At 70.5% G+C, this 17,964-nt stretch carries 17 protein-coding genes; 14 read left to right on the top strand and 3 right to left on the bottom strand.

The window, feature by feature from the left end:
- The first annotated feature begins 21 nt into the window (after window positions 1-21).
- Genes C1878_RS10075 through C1878_RS10065 form a run of 3 tightly spaced genes read left to right on the top strand, consistent with a single transcriptional unit; the run spans window position 22 to window position 3,116 of the window.
- Window positions 22-525, top strand: coding sequence for an FMN-binding protein (locus C1878_RS10075; protein WP_114601494.1), 504 nt, complete (start codon window positions 22-24; stop codon window positions 523-525).
- Window positions 522-2,375, top strand: coding sequence for an FAD-binding protein (locus tag C1878_RS10070; protein ID WP_114601493.1), 1,854 nt, complete (start codon window positions 522-524; stop codon window positions 2,373-2,375). The genes C1878_RS10075 and C1878_RS10070 overlap by 4 nt, the downstream gene beginning before the upstream one ends.
- 15 nt (window positions 2,376-2,390) lie before the next feature.
- Window positions 2,391-3,116, top strand: coding sequence for a hypothetical protein (locus C1878_RS10065; RefSeq protein ID WP_114601492.1), 726 nt, complete (start codon window positions 2,391-2,393; stop codon window positions 3,114-3,116).
- 14 nt (window positions 3,117-3,130) lie between these two features.
- Here the strand turns inward: C1878_RS10065 and C1878_RS10060 are convergent, their stop codons facing one another.
- The 3 genes from C1878_RS10060 to C1878_RS10050 form a co-directional block, all read right to left on the bottom strand.
- Window positions 3,131-4,084 carry a Fic family protein gene (locus C1878_RS10060; RefSeq protein WP_114601491.1) on the bottom strand — a complete coding sequence of 318 codons (954 nt, stop codon included), beginning with the start codon at window positions 4,082-4,084 and terminating at the stop codon, window positions 3,131-3,133.
- Window positions 4,085-4,321: 237 nt separating this feature from the next.
- Window positions 4,322-5,269, bottom strand: a complete 948-nt coding sequence (locus C1878_RS10055; RefSeq protein WP_114601490.1) for a MarR family winged helix-turn-helix transcriptional regulator — start codon at window positions 5,267-5,269, stop codon at window positions 4,322-4,324.
- Window positions 5,270-5,471: 202 nt separating this feature from the next.
- Window positions 5,472-8,270 carry a cation-translocating P-type ATPase gene (locus C1878_RS10050; protein WP_114601489.1) on the bottom strand — a complete coding sequence of 933 codons (2,799 nt, stop codon included), beginning with the start codon at window positions 8,268-8,270 and terminating at the stop codon, window positions 5,472-5,474.
- A 424-nt stretch (window positions 8,271-8,694) separates the two neighbouring features.
- Between C1878_RS10050 and mtnA the strand changes: the two genes are divergently transcribed.
- From mtnA to C1878_RS09995, 11 genes are all read left to right on the top strand, one after another.
- On the top strand, window positions 8,695-9,792 hold the full coding sequence (mtnA, locus tag C1878_RS10045) for an S-methyl-5-thioribose-1-phosphate isomerase (RefSeq protein ID WP_114601488.1): 1,098 nt from the start codon (window positions 8,695-8,697) through the stop codon (window positions 9,790-9,792).
- 64 nt (window positions 9,793-9,856) lie between these two features.
- Entirely contained in the window at window positions 9,857-10,900 is a 1,044-nt protein-coding gene (locus C1878_RS10040) for a deoxyguanosinetriphosphate triphosphohydrolase (protein WP_114601487.1), read from the top strand.
- Between the two features lie 259 nt (window positions 10,901-11,159).
- Window positions 11,160-11,846: an AzlC family ABC transporter permease gene (locus C1878_RS10035; RefSeq protein ID WP_114601486.1), complete on the top strand. Its 687-nt coding sequence runs from the start codon at window positions 11,160-11,162 to the stop codon at window positions 11,844-11,846.
- Entirely contained in the window at window positions 11,846-12,178 is a 333-nt protein-coding gene (locus C1878_RS10030) for an AzlD domain-containing protein (RefSeq protein WP_114601485.1), read from the top strand. Before C1878_RS10035 ends, C1878_RS10030 begins: the two co-directional genes overlap by 1 nt.
- Before the next feature lie 174 nt (window positions 12,179-12,352).
- Window positions 12,353-12,700, top strand: a complete 348-nt coding sequence (gene rplS, locus C1878_RS10025) for a 50S ribosomal protein L19 (protein WP_114601484.1) — start codon at window positions 12,353-12,355, stop codon at window positions 12,698-12,700.
- Between the two features lie 426 nt (window positions 12,701-13,126).
- Window positions 13,127-13,915, top strand: coding sequence for a ribonuclease HII (locus C1878_RS10020; RefSeq protein WP_114601483.1), 789 nt, complete (start codon window positions 13,127-13,129; stop codon window positions 13,913-13,915).
- 328 nt (window positions 13,916-14,243) lie between these two features.
- Complete coding sequence (locus C1878_RS10015) at window positions 14,244-14,774, top strand: YraN family protein (protein ID WP_114601482.1); 531 nt, start codon at window positions 14,244-14,246, stop codon at window positions 14,772-14,774.
- Window positions 14,775-14,779: 5 nt separating this feature from the next.
- On the top strand, window positions 14,780-16,273 hold the full coding sequence (locus C1878_RS10010) for a YifB family Mg chelatase-like AAA ATPase (protein ID WP_114601589.1): 1,494 nt from the start codon (window positions 14,780-14,782) through the stop codon (window positions 16,271-16,273).
- Window positions 16,264-17,283 (top strand): DNA-processing protein DprA, encoded by a 1,020-nt coding sequence (gene dprA, locus C1878_RS10005; protein ID WP_114601481.1) that lies wholly within the window; start codon window positions 16,264-16,266, stop codon window positions 17,281-17,283. The genes C1878_RS10010 and dprA overlap by 10 nt, the downstream gene beginning before the upstream one ends.
- A gap of 51 nt (window positions 17,284-17,334) precedes the next feature.
- Window positions 17,335-17,601 carry a DUF4160 domain-containing protein gene (locus C1878_RS10000; RefSeq protein ID WP_114601480.1) on the top strand — a complete coding sequence of 89 codons (267 nt, stop codon included), beginning with the start codon at window positions 17,335-17,337 and terminating at the stop codon, window positions 17,599-17,601.
- Between the two features lie 16 nt (window positions 17,602-17,617).
- Window positions 17,618-17,911 (top strand): DUF2442 domain-containing protein, encoded by a 294-nt coding sequence (locus C1878_RS09995; RefSeq protein ID WP_114601479.1) that lies wholly within the window; start codon window positions 17,618-17,620, stop codon window positions 17,909-17,911.
- The last annotated feature ends 53 nt before the right edge of the window (window positions 17,912-17,964 follow it).

The following is a 17,964-nucleotide window of genomic DNA, read 5'->3' as shown; positions in this document are numbered from 1 at the left end:
CGCGCGAGAAGGAGGACGACGATGAAGAAGCAAGCGGCCGTCGCGTGCGGCGCGGCGGCGCTCACCCTGGGCCTGACGGGATGCAGCGCCGGGTTCGAGGGAACGGGGTCGAAGGACGCGGCGAGCGCCGAGCAGCTCGCGATGCGCCTGGACGACCCGTGGGACCAAGAGATTACGGTCGACGCGCAGAAGAAGGCGGAAGGCGAGCTGCGCGACGGCGTGTACACGGGCACGGGAAAGGGGATGGAGGGTTCCGTCACCGTCACGCTGCTCGTGCAGGACAACCGCATCTCGTGCCTGGAGACGACGCAGGAGGGCGAGAGCCAGAGCAGGGGCGGCTACGAGGCCGTGCGCGACGGCACGTTCGCGGCCATGATCGAGGCCGCGCAGGGATCTGACATCGACGCCGTGAGCGGCGCGACCATCACCACCGCAGGCGTCAAGCAGGCGGTAGACGACGCGCTCGCGCAGGCGGAGGCCGCCGCGGCGGCCTCCGCGACGGGCGAGGGAGGGGAAGCGAGATGAGCGAGAACAAGGACCGGGCCGCACGCGGCCTTTCGCGCCGCGACTTTCTGACGCGCGCCGCCGTCGTCGTGGGCGGCACCGCCGCCGCGGCGGCGGTGCCGGGAGCGGCATGGGCCGTGCAGGAGGGCGCGATAGGCGATTGGGCCGCCGACGGATCCGCGGAGGCGGCGGTGCCCGCGAGCGCGGACGCGAACGCGTCGAGCGCGGACGGCACCTACCGCGAGCACAACGGCGCGGCCTTCCCGGCCGACGACGCGTCGCCCATCCCGCCCCGCGCGGTGCCGGCGTCGTGGGACTACGAGTGCGAGATCTGCGTGGTGGGCGCGGGCGGCGGCGGGCTGAACGCGGCGGCGCGGGCGGCCGAGCTGGGCGCCGACGTCATCTGCGTGGAGGCCATGGGCCTGCACGGCGGCAACGCGCAGGAGGCCGGCATGTGCGCGATCCTGGGCGGCTCGAAGCTGCAGGAATCGAAGCGCTTCGCCTTCCCCAGCTATCCCTTCGACGCCAAGAAGCTGGCCGACTGGGCCATCGACGAGTACCACTACGCATGCGACCCTCGCCTCATCAACCTCATCGCCGAGGAGGGCGGCCACTGCATCGACTGGATGGCCGACTGCGGGGTGCAATGGCGCCTCGGCGAGGTGCCGGTGTACGTGGCGCCGAAGAACTCGACGCTCGACCACCACGTATTGAAGATGAAGGACGCCACGGACGCCATGTTCAGCTTCGGCCAGAGGCACGGGGTGGACTACCGCTTCCAGAGCCCGGCCCAGGCGCTCGTGCAGGACGGCGACGGCCGCGTGGTGGGCGTGGTGGTGCGCGAGGGGTACGGGGACGAGAGGTACATCCACGCCTCGCGCGGCGTCATCCTCACGGCGGGCGGGTTCTGCAACAACAAGGCGCTGCTGCAGCGCTACATCCCCACGGCGGCCATGGGCTGCGCCTCGAGCTACCTCACGGCGGGCGAGACGGGCGAGTGCTTCCGCATGGGCCTGGGCGTGAACGCCGACGTGTCGGGCTTCAACAGCTCGGCGAGCTTCGACGGCGGCGTGGACTGGGAGGCCGAGGGCGGCCAGTGGGCGCGCTTCCTCTACGACGGCATGACGCAGCTGTCGCGCCAGCCGTGGTTCACCGTCGACCGCTGCGGCAACCGCCTGCGCTACATGGACAGCCGCGTGGGCGAGGACGGCGCGAACGCCATCTACGCGCTGGGCGATCTGGCCACCATCCAGATGACCCCGCCGGGGCACCGCTCCTACATCGTCTTCGACGCGCACTACGAGGACCATCTGGCGGGCTTCGCTCAAGAGCACTGCCGCAAGCTCATCACGCCCGACCTCGAGCAGATCGACAAGGTGCCCGAGCATTACCGCGACTGGCACCACGGCGTCGAGGACGCCATCGGGGCCGACGTGCTGAAGAGGCGCGACACGCTGGAGGAGCTGGAACGCGACCTGGGGTTCGAGGAGGGCGTGCTCGTGGAGGCCGTGGAGAAGTGGAACGCGTGCTGCGAGAAGGGCGAGGACGACTTCATGTACCCCATGCCCCCCGCGTGGCTGCACGCCATCAAGGACCCGCCGTTCTACGGCTGCCGCATCGGCGGCAACCTGTACGGCACGAAGGCCGGGCTGCTCATCAACGACCGGATGCAGGTGGTGTCGACGAAGGGCACCCCCATCCCCGGCCTGTACGCGGGCTGGCACACGGCCGGCGGCGCGTGCGGCGAGAACAGCTACATCGGCGACCCCATCTTGGGCTCGCTCTTGGGCGACGTGAGCCTGGCGTTCTGCGGCGGGTACCTGTGCGGCACGTTCGCGGTGCGGAACGAACTGCAAGAAGCGGACGAGTAGGCGGGAGGAGGACTCATGAAAGAGCAGATGAAGAGCATGGCCCGCCCGTTCGCGATGCTGTTCTGCATCGCAGCCGCGGTGGCGGTGGTCGGACGCGTCGGCCTGGCGGTGATGGACCTGACCGGCACCCTGTCCTACGACTACATCTCGGCGGCCGACGTGCCCATCCTGGACGTGGTGTGCTCGATTCTCACGGGGTCGGCGTTCGTTGCGTTCATGTTCGCGGCGGGGCTCGCGCTCGCGGTGTCCACGGCGGGGCCGGCGCTCTACGGGCTTTTGTGCGCGCGCGGCTCGGCGGGGCCGGGGCGCCCTGCGACGGCGTTTCTGTGGGGGTGGGCGACGGCGCTCGCGGCGCTTCTGTGCCTGCTCGTGGTGGCAAGCGGCATACTGTCGGCCGTGCAGGTGGGCTCTATGAGCTCGAAGATGCCGTCCGCGCCGGTTTTGGCGTTGGCCCTCGTCGGGTTCGCGGCGTTCCTCGGAACGCTTCTGGGCGCGGCTTCGATGACCGTGTGCGCGTGCTTCGCGCGGGCGCGCGACGACAAGCGCGCCGGATGGAACCTGGTGATCGCGGCTTTCGCGTGCGGGCTCGTGGTCATGGTGCTCACCGCGGGAACGTTCGCGGCCCTCAACGCCGCAACCGTCGACGTGGGCGTCGTGGGCGCATGGTTCGCCGCCGACGTGGTTGTGAACCTGGCCATCATGTTCGGCGCGAACGCGCTGGCGAAGAGGGCTCGCGCGTAGGGGAACCGCTTTTCCTAGAGTATCTCCCAACGTCCGGCGCGCGGGCTTCCAACGCGCCGGACGCGCTTGTCTTTCTTGAGCGCGGCGATGGTTCGCTCCGTCGTGCGCATCGCTGATCCGACGGCTTCGGCGACTTCGGCGACCGTGCAAAAGGGGTTTGCTGCCATGAAATTCAGGACGCGATCCTCGAACAGGTCTTTTTCGCTTTTTCGCGTGCAAAACGGTCGCATCGCATCGCGAATGGCCGCAAGCATGAACGCGACGAAGGCGGTCGACGAACCCGCGGAGTTCGATTCGTTCAAAGCGGCGTAGTAGCCGCCTTGGCGTTCGCGGATCATGCTCTCCACTGGCAACCATGCCAGCATCTCGCGCCATCGCGACAGCAAAAGCGTGTGCCAAAGCCTTCCCACACGGCCGTTGCCGTCCGAGAAGGGGTGGATGAACTCGAACTCATAATGGAACACGCACGACGCGACAAGCGGGTGCATGTTTGTGGTGCGCATCCATTCGAACAGTTCGGCAGTAACCTCGGGAACGTAGCCGGCAGGGGTGCCGGCGTGGATCAGGCGATCTCCGTCGTAGACGCCCGCGTTTTTCGTGCGGAACATTCCGGCGTCTTTGCGCAGCCCGTCCATCATGACTCCGTGGGCTCGAAGAAGGTCGCCTCTATCGAAAGGGTTCAGCTCGCGCAGTAGGTCGTAGGCGCGCTTGGCGTTCTGAACCTCCCTGATCTCATCGGGAGGGCCCAGAACGCGATCGCCGTTCAAGATGCCGGTCACTTGGTCCATCGTGAGCGTGTTCTGCTCGATGGCAAGAGACGAGTGGATAGTCCGGATGCGCAGCTTGCGGTGAAGGGTTGGCGAGGCGGACAGCTCGGAATCAGGGGTGAGCCGCCCTACCATCTCGGCGATTTCCAGCGCCGTTTCCACTATCTGGTCAGTGGGTTCAAAGGGCGGTTTGTAAGGCATGGTGCTCCTTTCAAGCGCTTTACCGCCATTATTTTACCGCCAATGGCGGTAAAAGGGAAGGCGGTGCGAACGTATTGGCGAAAAACAAGCTCGGTAGCTGACGCTCGCAGCGGGGAGGGCGAAGGCCCTCCCCGCTGCGAGCGCGGGAGGCGCTCGATGCACGAAAATCACCGATGTCCCCCTCCGGGGGACCCGAGAGGATTGCCTTGGTCCGCGCGGCGCGCTCGAACGCGGCCTTTACGCGAGGGGATGCAGCTGGCCGAGCGCCGCTTTGCGCTCGGCCTCCTTGCGCGCTTGGACGTCGGCGATGACGACGCGCCAGGCGCGGGCCAGGGCGCGGCGCTGCCCGTCGTCGAGCCGGCTCCACAGCTGCGTGCGCGCGAGGGTGTCGACGGTGCGGGCGACGGCCCTCTGCTTGCGCTCGCCCTGCGCAGTGGCGGCTGCGAACACGGCCTTGCGGTCGCTCGGGCTGGCCAGGCGCACGACCCATCCGCGTTCGGCGAGCCGGTCCACCGCGCGCGCCACGGCCACGGACGTCATCTGCAGCTGGCTCGCGATGTCGCCGATGCGCAGCGGCTCGCCCACCTCGTCGAGGCGCTGCAGCACGCGGCACTCGTTGAGCGAGGCGCCGCACGTGGCGCGCAGCGCCTCTTCCATCGCATGCTTCACCAGCTCCAGCGACACGAGGGCGCGCGAGGCGGCGTAGCGGCCGGATGCTCCCTCGGACGGCTCCGGTTCGATGCCGGCTCCGGCGGCGATGGATGCCTCCAAGATGCTGCGATATGCGGCGTCTTCGGTGGGGAACAGGGCGTACAGCCGCTCGACGATGGAGGCGTTCACCCGGGCCACGTGACTCGCCCCCGCCTCGGTGACGCACGCGGTGCGCACGCGCCCGTCGCTTCCCTCGGCGCGCCTGCGCTGGGCGAACCCGGCGGACGCGAGCGCGTTCACGGCCTGCGTGACAACGTTGGGCTTGAGGTCGAGCATCGCCCCGAGGTCCGACTGCGCCACGCCGCGCTCGCCGGCGGCCAGCAGCTTCACCAGCGTGCGGTACTGCGTCACGTTGAGGGGGCTCGCGGCCGCCAGACCGCTCTTGAGCGCGCGGTGGGTGAGGTCGAACGCGACGAAGAACGTCGAGTCGAGCTTGAGGTCCCCTTCGTCGAATGCGGCTTCTGCGGCGTGCACGGTGCTCCTCGTCAATTAATTCATCGGTGAAACGATAATAGCTCTTCGCCGGACGGCGCGCGTCGACGCGAGGTGCGGCCGCGCAAACTCTCCACGCCGCCGCCCCCGCGGGACGCGGCGCCCCGCGTTTCGATCGAAGCGGTCGACCCCAGGCGCGCCGAGCCGATTCGCCTTGGCACCTACGAAAGCGGCGTCGGCCCGCCTAGCGCCGTGCCCGCCAGCGGCCGACGGCCTTCGCCGCCTCGGTCTGCACGAGCGAGAGCGCCGCCAGGCCCAGCACGGCCGCCCATTGCCACGCGTCCATGGCCGCCCCGCCGAACGCGTCGCGCACGGGCGGGACGAGCAGCACGACGAGCACGAGCGCCGTGCTGGCGGCCACGGCCCATCCGAGCCACGGGTTCCGGCCGCCCTCGCGGTCCCATACGGGGTCGGTGGTCGAGCGCTGGTTCACGGCGCGCAGAACCTGCGAGAAGGCCAGCACGCCGAACGCCATGGTGCGTCCGAGCGCGTCACCGCCTGCATCGCGCCCCACGACGAACGCGAACAGGGCGAAGCCCGCCACGAACAGCCCTTGGAACACCACGCGGCGCGCGAGGGGCCCATCCAGCAGCGTGCCCGCGCGCAGGGGAGGATGCTCCATGATGTGGCGGCTCGCGGGCTCCACGCCCAGCGCGAGCGCCGGCAGCGTGGCCGTGGCCAGGTTCACCCACAGTATCATGACGGCCGAAAGCGGCGCGTTCCAGTTCAGCGCCACGGCCGCCAGCAGCACCACGATCTCGGCCAGGTTGTCGGCCACGAGGAACTGCACGACCTTCTGGATGTTGCGGTGCACGCGCCGCCCCTCCTTCACGGCGTACACGATGGTGGTGAAGCGGTCGTCCAGAAGCACCATGTCGGCGGCGTCCTTCGCAACGTCGGTGCCCGTGATTCCCATGGCCACGCCGATGTCGGCTGCCTTGAGCGCGGGCGCGTCGTTCACGCCGTCGCCCGTCATGGCCGTGACCTCGCCGTCGCGCTTGAGGGCGCGCACGATGCGCAGCTTGTGGTAGGGCGAGACGCGCGCGAACACGCTCGCGCGGCGCGCGGCCTCGTCCAACGCCGCGTCGTCCATGTCCTCCAGCTCCTCGCCCGTGACAACGAGGTCGCCGGGGCGGTAGATGTCCAGTTCCGCTCCGATGGCGCGAGCCGTCGCGGCATGGTCGCCCGTGATCATGACCGTGCGCACGCCGGCCGTGCGGCACGTGTCCACGGCCGCGCGCACGTCCGGGCGCGGCGGGTCCATCATGCCCACGAGCCCCACCAGCACGAGCTCGCGCTCGATGTCCTCCCCGTCGCCCGGCACGGCGGGCAGCGCGCGCGTGGCGAACGCCAGCACGCGCAGGGCCTCGTCGGAGAGCTTCTGCGCCGCATCGAGCGCCCGGGCGCGGTCCTCGTCGGTCATCGGGCGCGGCCCGCCGTCGTCCATGACGAAGGCGCAGCGGGGCAGCAGCCCGTCGAGCGCGCCCTTCACGAGCGCCACGACCTGGCCGTCGCGCTCGTGCACGGTGGACATGCGCTTGCGGTCGGAGTCGAAGGGCCGCTCGGCCAGGCGCGGGTACGCCGCGCGCAGGGCCGCGGGCTCAACGCCGATGTCGCGCGCCAGCACGAGCAGGGCGCCCTCGGTGGGGTCGCCGATCACGGCGTCCGGATCGGCGGAGCCCGCCCCGCCGCCTTCCGCATCGTCGCGGGCGCCTCCGTCCGCCCCTCCGCCCGCGTCGAGCGGGTAGCCGCATTCGTCCACGCGCGGCCCTTTTTCGTCCTGTCCGGCGGCGAAGCTCGCATCGTTGCAGAGCGCCGCCACGAACGCCAGGTCGCCGAAAAGCGCCGGGTGCGCCTCGAGCGCCGCGACGGGGTCGAGCGGCGCGCCCCGGTCCAGGTCGGGGCCTAGCGCCACGCGCACGACGCTCATGCGGTTCTCGGTGAGGGTTCCGGTCTTGTCCGTGCAGACGACGGTCGCCCCGCCCAGCGTCTCCACGGCCGGCAGGCGCCTCACGAGCGCCTGGTGCTTGGCCATGCGCTGCACGCCCAAAGCCATGACGATGGTGGCGGTGGCGGGCAGGCTCTCGGGTATGACCGAGATGGCCAGCGACACGGCCAGCAGCAGCAAGGGCACGAACGGCCGGCCGTAGGCCAGGCCGATGGCCACCACGGCCAGCGCCGCCGCCACGCCCGCGATGGTGAGCAGCTTGCCGAACGAGGCGAGCTTGCGCTTGAGCGGGGTGTCCAGCTCCTCGTCGCCTTCCAGGAGCCCCGCGATCTGCCCGACCTCGGTTCCCATGCCCGTCGCCACCACCGCGCCCCGGGCGCGCCCGCCCGTGACGATGGACGTGGCGAAGGCCATGGTGGCGCGGTCGCCCAGCGGCGCACCGGGAGCCACGTGCGCGGCGGCGTCCTTCTCCGAGGGGACGGACTCTCCGGTGAGGGACGCCTCCTGCATGCGCAGGCTGGCCGTGTCCAGCAGCCTCAGGTCGGCGGGCACCATGCTGCCGTCGTCCAGCAGCACCACGTCGCCGACCGCCAAATCGCGCGCGGGAACGACCTCTTCCACGCCGTCGCGCACGACGCGCGCCGAGGGCGCCGAGAGCGAGCGCAGCGCCTCGAGCGACGACTGGGCGCGGCTCTCCTGCACGATGCCGATGGCGGCGTTCACCACCACGATGGCGAAGATGATGCCGGCCTCCGCCCATTCCTGCAGAAGCGCGGAGAGCGCGGCCGCCACCACCAGGATGAGCACCATGGGGTCGCCCAGCTGCTCGCGCACCATGGCGCCGAACGTTTTGGGAGGCTTCGACGCAAGCTCGTTGGGGCCGTCCTCGGCAAGGCGTCGACGCGCCTCCTCGGCCGAGATGCCGTCCGGCGTGGAGTCGAGGGCCGCGAGCACGACGTCGGCGGGCTTTGCGTGCCAAGCGGGCGCCTCGCGGCGCGGCGCGGCTGCGGACGGCGGATCGGTGCGAGGGCTCATGGGGCGCTTCCTTTCGAGACGGGACGGCGATAGCGAGCGCATGCGTCGCGATGCGCCCGCTGCGGCTCACGATACCCCGCCCCGGCCGCCGTCCTCCAAACCGTGAAGGCCCGGTAGCAAAGCCATTACGAGGCTCGTCGCCGCGGCACCGAGGGCGGCCTTCTTGGCACGAAAATCACCGATTCTCTGCCTCTGAGGGCTGGCGAGGAGTCCCCTCGCCATGCGCCGTCCACCCGTCGGATACGTTTTCGCAGGTCGCGTTGATCCGAAGATGGAAGGGTCTGCCCAAGGGGGCTTTCGGATGCAGAGAATCGGTGATTTTCGTGCCGTGCGCGGCGGTTTGCCTGTTTGGGTGCCGTTCGGCCCGCGCGCTTCGGTCGGCTTCTTGGGTTAGAATGGCTCCATCGACCCGAAAGGAACCTCCATGGACCGCACGCTCCACCTAGAGAACCTGCCGCGCACCATCGAGCTCGAGCGCGACGGCGACGGCCGCGCGCGCCTCGCCTACATCGACCAGCGTCGGCTTCCCGACGAGCTCGTGTACGAGCGCACGGGCGACTGGTGCGCCGTGGTGGACGCCGTCAAGTCGCTCGCCGTGCGCGGGGCGCCCGCCCTCGGCATCGCCGGCGCGGCCGCCGTGGCGCTGTGGGCGGGCAACGAAGGCGCCTCCCGCGCCGTCGCGCGCGGGTGCGCCGGAGCGGGGGAGTTCTTCCTGGAGGAGCTTGAGCCCGTGGCCGCCGAAGTGGCCGCCGCACGTCCCACCGCCGTGAACCTCGCTTGGGGCGTGCGGCGGGCCGCAGGGCTCGCCCGCGGCCTCGTGGCCTCCGGCGCCGCGCCCGGCGAGGCGGCCGACGCGCTCTTTGACGAGGTCAAGCGCATGGAGGCCGAGGACGAGGCCGTGAACCGCGCCATCGGCGCCTGCGGCGCGGAGCTGCTCGCGCCGGGCAGCCGCATCCTCACGCACTGCAACGCGGGCAGTTTGGGCACCGCCTTCTACGGCACGGCGCTCGGCATCGTGTACGCGGCAGCCGCACAGGGCAAGGTCGAGCGCGTGTTCGCCGACGAGACGCGCCCGGTGGGGCAGGGCGCGCGCCTCACGGCGTGGGAGCTTTCGCGCGCGGGCGTGCCCTGCACGCTCATCTGCGACGACATGGCCGCCAGCCTCATGGCGGCGGGCGGGGTGGACGCCGTGCTGGTGGGCGCCGACCGCATCGCGGCCAACGGCGACGTCGCCAACAAGATAGGCACCTACGGCGTGGCCGTGCTCGCGCGGCACCACGGCATCCCGTTCTACGTGGCCGCGCCCACCTCGACCATCGACCTCTCGCTGCAGAGCGGCGGGCAGATACCCATCGAGGAGCGCGACCCGCGCGAGGTGCTGCCCCGTCCCATCGCCGGCGTGGACGTGTGGAACCCCGCCTTCGACGTGACGCCCGCCGCGCTCGTCGACCGCGTCGTCACCGAGCGGGGCGCCTTCGCGCCGGGCGAGCTCGGACAAGCCCTTTCGAGCGTTCGCGCGTGATGCTACACTGAACGGGAAGGCTCAAGAGCGCGGCCGCGAGCCGCGCGCGACGAGAGGAAGCCTCATGCGCATCATCTACCGCGAAGACCAGGAGCAGCGCGAGCACGGGACGCTGGCGGACGACGCCGCGTTCTCCGACGAGAGCGAGGGCCGCGCGCGCTCGACCGAGCCCGACATCCTGCGCAACGACTACCAGCGCGATCGCGACAAGATCCTGCACACGAAGTCGTTCCGCCGCCTGTCGCACAAGACGCAGGTGTTCCTGGCCGCCGAGGGCGACCATTTCCGCACCCGGCTCACCCATACGCTCGAGGTCGCGCAGATCGCGCGCACCATCGCCCGAGCCCTCGGCCTGAACGAGGACCTCACCGAGGCCATCTCGCTCGGCCACGACCTGGGGCACACGCCGTTCGGCCATACGGGCGAGGAGGCGCTCGCCCAGAGCCTGGCGCGCCACAAGGGCATCGACCCGAACTCGCGCGAGGCGGCGGCGCTCTACCGGCACAACGAGCAGAGCCTGCGCGTGGTCGAGCTCATCGAGAACGGCGGCAAGGGCCTGAACCTCACGCCCGAGGTGCGCGACGGCATTTTGTGCCACACGGGCAACCTGCGCGCCGAGACGCTCGAGGGCCGCATCGTGGGCACCGCCGATCGCATCGCCTACGTGAACCACGACATCGACGACGCCATCCGCGCGGGCATCCTGTCCGAGGCCGATCTGCCCGACACGACGCACGCCGTGCTGGGCCCCGACCACTCCTCGCGCATCCAGACGCTCGTCATGGACATGGTGGAGACGTCGGCCGCGTGCGACGACATCCGCATGAGCGACCCGGTGTGGAACGCCATGATGGAGCTGCGCGCCTTCCTGTTCGCGCGCGTGTACACGGCGCCCGTCGTCATGGCGGAGGTGGACAAGGCCACGCGCCTTGTCGGCAGCCTGTTCGACTACTACGTCGCGCATATCGGCGAGGTGCCCGAGGAGTACCGCGCCATCGCCGAGGGCGACGACCTGCGCGCCGTGAGCGACTACGTGGCCGGCATGACCGACCGCTATGCCAAGAACCTCTTCCAGCAGCTGTTCATCCCGCATTCGCTGCATTACTAGGTTCCGGCGGCCTGCCGGCCGCCGGAACCCCCTCGACGCTGCGGCCCGCCCTCGCACCCGATCTCGCGGCGATGCCGGGGGCTCGCGTACCGAAGTACGCCACGCCCCCGCCATCCCCACGATCTCGGGCACGAGGACGGGCCTCGCTGGCTTACTAGCGCCAACCTGGGCGGCGGTTTTCGCGCTTCGCGCGAAGCGCGGGGCGGCGCGACCCATCCGCCGTTGCGCGCTCGCGGGAAACTTGTATAATCGTTGGGCTATGCTTTCCGGGGACCACATCAAGCAATCGTTTTCCGCCGCGCTGCCCATCATGCTGGGCTACGTGGCCATCGGCGTGCCCTGCGGCATCCTGTGCGCCTCCATCGGGCTGAACGGGCTGCAGGTGTTCCTGCTGTCCGCGCTGTTCTACTCGGGCGCGGGGCAGTTCATGATCCCGAACATGTGGCTGACAGGCTCGCCGCTCGCGTCCATCATCGCCAGCGTGTCGCTGGTGAACACGCGCCAGATGCTGTACTCCGCCTCCTTCGCGCCCGCGTGCAAGGGCGTGAAGAAGCGCCTGGCGTTCCTGTTCTCCGCCACCGTGACCGACGAGAGCTACGGCGTGAACACGGCGATGTTCGAGGCGGGCGATTGGTCGGTGGGCCGCGCCACGCTGGTGAACCTGCTCTCGCAGAGCTCCTGGGCGCTCTCGAACGTCGTCGGCGTGCTCGTGGGCAACGCCATAGGCGTGCCGTTGGCCATCGCGTCGTTCGCCATGACCTCCATATTCATCTGCCTGCTGGTCACGCAGAAGGCCACGCCGGCGAACCTCGTGGCCGCCGGCGTGGCCGCCGCGGGCGTGTTCGCGTGCAAGGCCGCGGGGCTGGGCGGGCCCGCCATCCTTGTGGGCGCGTTGGCGGGCGTCGCGGCGGCGCTGGCGTTCACCTGGGCGAAGGAGCGCGTCTGATGGAGGCCATGGGCTGGGGCGACTTCCTCGTGGTGCTGGCGTGCTGCGCGGCCACGATGCTCGTGTGCCGCACGGTGCCGCTTTTCGCGCTCAAGGGAAGGCAGCTGCCCGAGGGCGTGGAGCGGGCGCTCGGGTTCATCCCGCCGGCCGCCTTCGCGGCGTTGGTGGCGAACGACCTGCTCTCTCCCGGCATGTTCGACGCGGGCCTTTGGTCGGCCGCCGCGCCGCTCGTCGCCGCCGGCGTGGTGGCGCTCGTGGCATGGAGGACGAAGTCGCTGCTCTGGTGCGCGGTGTCCGGCGTGGTCGCCTACGCGCTGCTCACGCTCGTTTAAGGTGCGCGGCGAATTTGGGCTTTGCGTGGAGCGCGGGGCGGTTTGGGGAAAAATTGCAGGAAGGTGACGGTTTTTTCCTTGCGCGGGAGGACATGGGGCAGTATACTGTCCAATTGTGTCTTTCCACAGAACACGATACGAGATTCAATCTGAACGCATAGAAGGATAACGAACATGGACATCATTCGCGCCATCGAACAGCAGCAGATCAAGCAGGACCTCCCCGACTTCAACGTGGGCGACAACGTTAAGGTCCACTACCGCATCGTCGAGGGCAACCGCGAGCGCGTCCAGGTGTTCCAGGGCGACGTCATCCGCCGCCACGGCATCTCGAGCCGCGAGACGTTCACGGTGCGCAAGGTCAGCTTCTCCATCGGCGTGGAGCGCACGTTCCCCGTGCATTCCCCGAAGATCGAGAAGATCGAGGTCGTGCGCCAGGGCGACGTGCGTCGCGCCAAGCTCTACTACCTGCGCGACAAGGTGGGCAAGGCCGCCAAGATCAAAGAGAAGTCTTACCGCTAATGAGTTGCGCGGGCCTACGGCCCGCGCAACTTCTCGACGCTGCGGCCCGCCCTCGTGCCCGATCTCGCGGCGATGTCGGAAACTCGCGTACCGAAGTACGCTTCGCTTCCGCCATCCCCACGATCTCGAGCACGAGGGCGGGCCTCGCTGTCTTACTACGCCAACCCGTGCGTCCGTTATGCGGCCTGCGGCCGCATGCAGGCGTCGCTGCGCTCGCCTGCCGGGGCAACCTGGGAGATTGTTCGCGCGCAAGCTCGGGCATCCGTTAGCGCGCTTCGCGCGAGTGCGCAGCCGCCGCGCTCGCCCGCTGAGTCGTCCCGCGGTTGTTCTCGCGCTGCGCGCGAACTGTTATCATGGAGGGCGAGACGAGAAGGTGCGACGCGGCCGCCGAGGGCGGCCGTGCGAACATGAGAGGGTGCGAAGCCCATGGGTTTGACGGTCGCCGAGATCAAGCGCCGCCTGCAGGAGGCGGACGCGCGGGAGTTCGCCGTGCTCGAGCGGTCGCTCGTGGCCGACGCGCGCAAGGGCGTGCGCGACGCCGTGGAGGTGGCGCGCCGCCGCATCGAGGCCGAGCGCGCCGAAAGCGAGCGGTTGGCGGCGCTCTACGCCTACGAGCGGGCTCTGGCGAAGGACCGCGGGGCGAGCGTGGTCGTGGGGCTCGACGAGGTGGGCCGCGGGCCCCTCGCGGGGCCCCTCGCGGTTGGCGCCGTGGTGCTGCCCTTCGAGCCCGCCGTGGACGGCCTCAACGATTCCAAGCAGCTCAAACCCGAGGTGCGCGAGCGCATCGCGCTCGAGGTCAAGCGGGTGGCCGTGGCGTGGTGCGTCGAGTACGTGGAAGCGGCCGACATCGACGCGGCGGGCATGACGGCCTCGCTCGTCACGGCTTTCAGGCGCGCCGTGGCGCGCATCGAGGCGTCCGGCGTGCGGCCCGACGTCGTCCTGCTCGACGGCAACCCGCTGCGCCTCGACGAGCGCGAGGTCAACGTGGTCAAAGGCGACGCGCGCTGCGCCTCCATAGCCGCCGCCTCCGTCGTGGCGAAGGTCGAGCGCGACGCGCTCATGTGCCGCTACGCTGAAGAGTACCCCGAGTACGGCTTCGACGCCTGCAAAGGGTACGCGAGCCCCGCGCACATCGAGGCCATCAAGCGCCACGGGCTCACGCCCATCCACCGCGTCTCGTTCTGCGCGGCCTTCACGCAGCCCACCCTGTTCTAGGCGCTTTTTCCCGGTCCTGCGGCCGCATCCGCCCCGGCTCGCGTCGCGCGCCGTGTTTTCCACCGGCGCGACCGCAGGTTCCCCGCATGGGCTTCCAACCGCGCAGCTTCCCCCATTCCCCTGTTTGACCTGCGGCGATCGCAAGAGGTCGCACCCGGCGGCGAAAACGCGCTAGATCCGCGTTGGATCCGTGCAAGGTTCGCGAAAGCTTCGCACGGCGGACGTGCAAGGTACGTGCAGGCTTCGACCGGCTCCCGGCAGGTCTCCGCGACGGTTCCCCGGCAAGGTTGCGGCTCTATGATGCCCGTAGAGAAGAAAGGGGCATCGCATGGAAGAGATCGGCACCGCGGCCGTGAGGGAACGGCCGCAAGAAGACGTTGCAGGCAGGGAAGGGGAGGGTCCGAGCGGCACCTCCGGGTCCGGCAAGCGACGGACGTCGGGTTCGAGGGGGAATCGGAAGAAGAAAGCGGCCGGCGGGGACGCGCGTTCGCAGGGCCGGCGCAACCAGGAGCTCGGGCGGCGCGGGGAGGACGCCGCCGCGCGCTTCCTCGACCGGCTGGGCTACGAGATCATCGAGCGCAACTGGACGTGCGCCGCCGGCGAGGCCGACATCATCGCGCGGGACGGCGACGCGCTCGTGTTCGTGGAGGTCAAGACGCGATCGAACACCGAGAAGGGGTTGCCGTCCGAGGCGGTGGACGCGGCCAAGCGCAACCGCTACGAGCGCATAGCGGCGCTTTTCCTGCAAGATTACGACGTGGTCGACGTGCCGGTGCGCTTCGACGTGGTTTCGCTCGTGGCGGTGGCTCCCGACCGCGCGCTCGTGCGCCACCATATAAGCGCGTTCTCGGCGGGGTGAGCGGCGTGTACGGAAGGTTCGCCGTGCAGGGCGCCACGCTGCGCGGCGTGGAGGCCGTGCCGGTGGACGTGGAGGTGGTCGTGGGAAGCGGCATCCCGGCGTTCTGCATCGTGGGCATGCCCGACGCCGCCGTGCAGGAGGCCCGCGAGCGCGTGCGCGCCGCCCTGCGGGCGACGGGGTTCTCCATGCCGAACGAGCGGGTGGTGGTGAACCTCGCGCCCGGATCGCTGCGCAAGACCGGGTCGGGCTTCGACCTGCCCATCGCGGTGAGCCTGCTCGCGGCGACGGGCCAGGTGGACCCGCGCGTCGCCGAGGGCGCGCTCTTCGTGGGCGAGCTCTCGCTCGAGGGAGCCGTTCGGCCCGTCGACGGGCTTCTGGCCTACGCGTTGCGCGCCCGGGACCTGGGGGCGCGGCTCGTGTGCGCCGCGGCGCCGGAGCGGCTCGTGGCCATCGACGGCCTCGAGCTGCGCGCCGCCCGCACGCTCGCCGACTTCCGCACGGGCGAGTTCGCGGCCCTGGCCCCCGTGCGTCCCTCCCGAACGCGCGCGTCCCTCGATTTCCGCGACGTGGCCGGCCACGACATGGCGAAACGCGCGCTGCAGATCGCCGCCGCAGGCCGGCACGGCGTGCTCATGATGGGGCCGCCCGGTTCGGGAAAGACGATGCTCGCCTCGCGGCTGCCGTCCATCCTGCCGCCGCTCGAGGAGGACGAGGCGCTCGAGGCGGCGCTCATCCACTCGGTGGCGGGCGAGGACGTGGGCTCCCTGCTCGGCGGCGCGCGGCCGTTCCGCAGCCCCCACCACTCCGCCACGACCGCCGGGCTCGTGGGCGGCGGGACGCCTCCTCGGCCGGGGGAGATATCGCTGGCGCATCACGGCGTGCTGTTCTTGGACGAGCTGCCCGAGTTCAGGCCCTCCGTGCTGCAGGGCATACGCCAGCCCATGGAATCGGGGCGCGTGACGGTGACGCGCGCCGACGGCAACGTGTCGTTCCCCGCCCGGTTCATGCTCGTGGCGGCGGCGAACCCGTGCCCCTGCGGCTACTACGGCGACGCAGAGCGCGCATGCTCGTGCACGCTCGCGCAGGTGAGCACCTACCAGAACCGCATCGGGGGGCCGCTCGTCGACCGCATCGACCTGCATATCGACGTGAGGCGCATACTGCCGCGCGACGTGCTGGGCACGGGCGGCGGAACGTCGTCGGACGACATGCGCGCCGCGGTTCTGGGAGCGCGCGAGTACGCGTCGTGGCGCCGCGCGCGGGCCGGGGACGACGGAAGCGCCGAGGCCCTCGTGCGCTCGTGCGCGATGGCGGCCGATGACGAGGGGTTCTTCGAGGACGCCGCCCGGGCGGCCCGCATGAGCGGGCGCGCCATCATGCGCACGCTCGCGGTGGCGCGCACCGTCGCCGACATGGAGGAGGCGGCGTCGGTGAACCGGGGCCATCTGTGCGAGGCGCTCGCCTTCCGCTTACGGGAGGGGGTGGGACCATGCGGTTGACGGGGCCCCGCACGGAGCTCGCGCCCGGCGACGGGCTCTATCCCTCGGCGTTGGCGGACGTGCCCGACCCGCCGAAGAGGCTCTACGTGGTGGGCGACCCGGGTGCCTTGCGCGCGGGGCTCGCCGTGGTGGGCGCGCGCAAGGCGACTCCCTACGGCATAGGCTGCGCGCGCCGCTTCGCCGGCGCGGCGGCGAAGCGCGGCGTGACGGTGATATCGGGAGGGGCGCGCGGGTGCGACGCGGCCGCCCACCGCGCCGCGCTCGAGGCGGGCGCGCCCACGGTGGCGTTTCTGGGAGGGGGATGCGACGAGCCGTATCCGGCCGCCCATGCGGGCCTGTTCCAGCGCATCGTCGACGGCGGGGGATCGGTCGTGTCCGAGCAGCCGTGGGCCCAGAAGCCGCGGCCCTACATGTTCAGGCTGCGCAACCGCCTCATCGCGGGTCTCGCGCGCGCCGTGCTCATCGTGGAGGCCGGGCTGCCGTCGGGCACATTCTCCACGGCCGACGAGGCGCTCGCGGCGGGCCGCGACGTGCTCGTGGTACCGGGCTCGATCGCCTCGGCCTCCTCGCGCGGCGCGAACCGCCTGCTGTACCAGGGCGCGGTGCCCGTCGTGGACGACGAGACGTTCGAGGACGCGCTGTTCTCGCTGTTCGGATGCCTGAGGCAGGAGCAATGGCCGCCTGAGGGGAGGGAGTCCTCGGCCCTGGACGCCGCCTGCGCAAGCGCGGAAAGGGACGGAGCCGGCGGAGCGGACGGCGCCTCCGGTATCGGCCGGGCACGCCGCCGCGGCGCATCCGGACGCTCGAAACCGCGCGGGGCCGCGGCGTGCGACCCCGTCGCGGCCGCGCTGGCCGCCGAGCCGCTGGGAATGGAGGACCTCTACGCCGTCGCCCGCGACGCCTGCGGCACCGTCGAGCCGCGCGCCTGGCTCATGGAGCGCCTTGCCGAAGCCGAGCGCGCCGGCGTCGCCGCCCGCTACCCCGACGGCCGCTGGGGGCCCGTGGGGTGAGGGCGCGGGAGGGCTGCAGCCTCCGTGCAGGGGAGTGCGAAAGGATGCGACATGGCTACGATCTCCATGTTTTTCGGCATAGTGGTCATCATGTATAATGAGTCGGATGGAAGGCATCACGCTCCGCACGTCCATGCGCGTTACGCCGAATTCAGCTGCTCGCTCGACTTCGACGGCCGTGTGCTCGACGGGTATCTTCCGCCGAAGAGGCTTACCCTGCTGCGCGCATGGGTCGTCCTGCATCGGGAAGAATTGGAAGCAGATTGGCGGTTGCTGTCGGAGGGGCTCGATGCTTTCAAGATCGATCCGTTGCGCTAGGGAGGCGGTGACGCTCATGTGGGAGCTCGTTGAGATGGACGGGGTTGCCCTCGGGATGAACAAGAGCCAGCCCGACTTGACGCGGGTTGTGCCGAAGGGCGGAAGCCGCCTTCTTCTCGAGTTCGAGACGGGGCAGAAACGCCTGTTCGACGCCGCTCCGTTCATCGAGCGCGGCGGCTCCTACGAACTTCTCAGGGACGAACGGTATTTCGAGCAAGTGCGCATCATCGACGGCGGGATGGCCCTTGGCTGGCCAGGGGGTCAAGAGGTGTACCCCGAAGCCCTGTTCGAGATGAGCGAACCCGTCTAGCGAGCGGCTTTGCGCTTCTGCGAGGAGGGGGGTGCCGCGCCCGTGCCCCTGCT

It is taken from the genome of Gordonibacter sp. 28C (assembly GCF_003339845.1).
Lineage (GTDB): Bacteria > Actinomycetota > Coriobacteriia > Coriobacteriales > Eggerthellaceae > Gordonibacter.
Note: the sequence above shows the minus strand (reverse complement) of the source record. Positions and strands in the feature narration are given on the sequence as shown.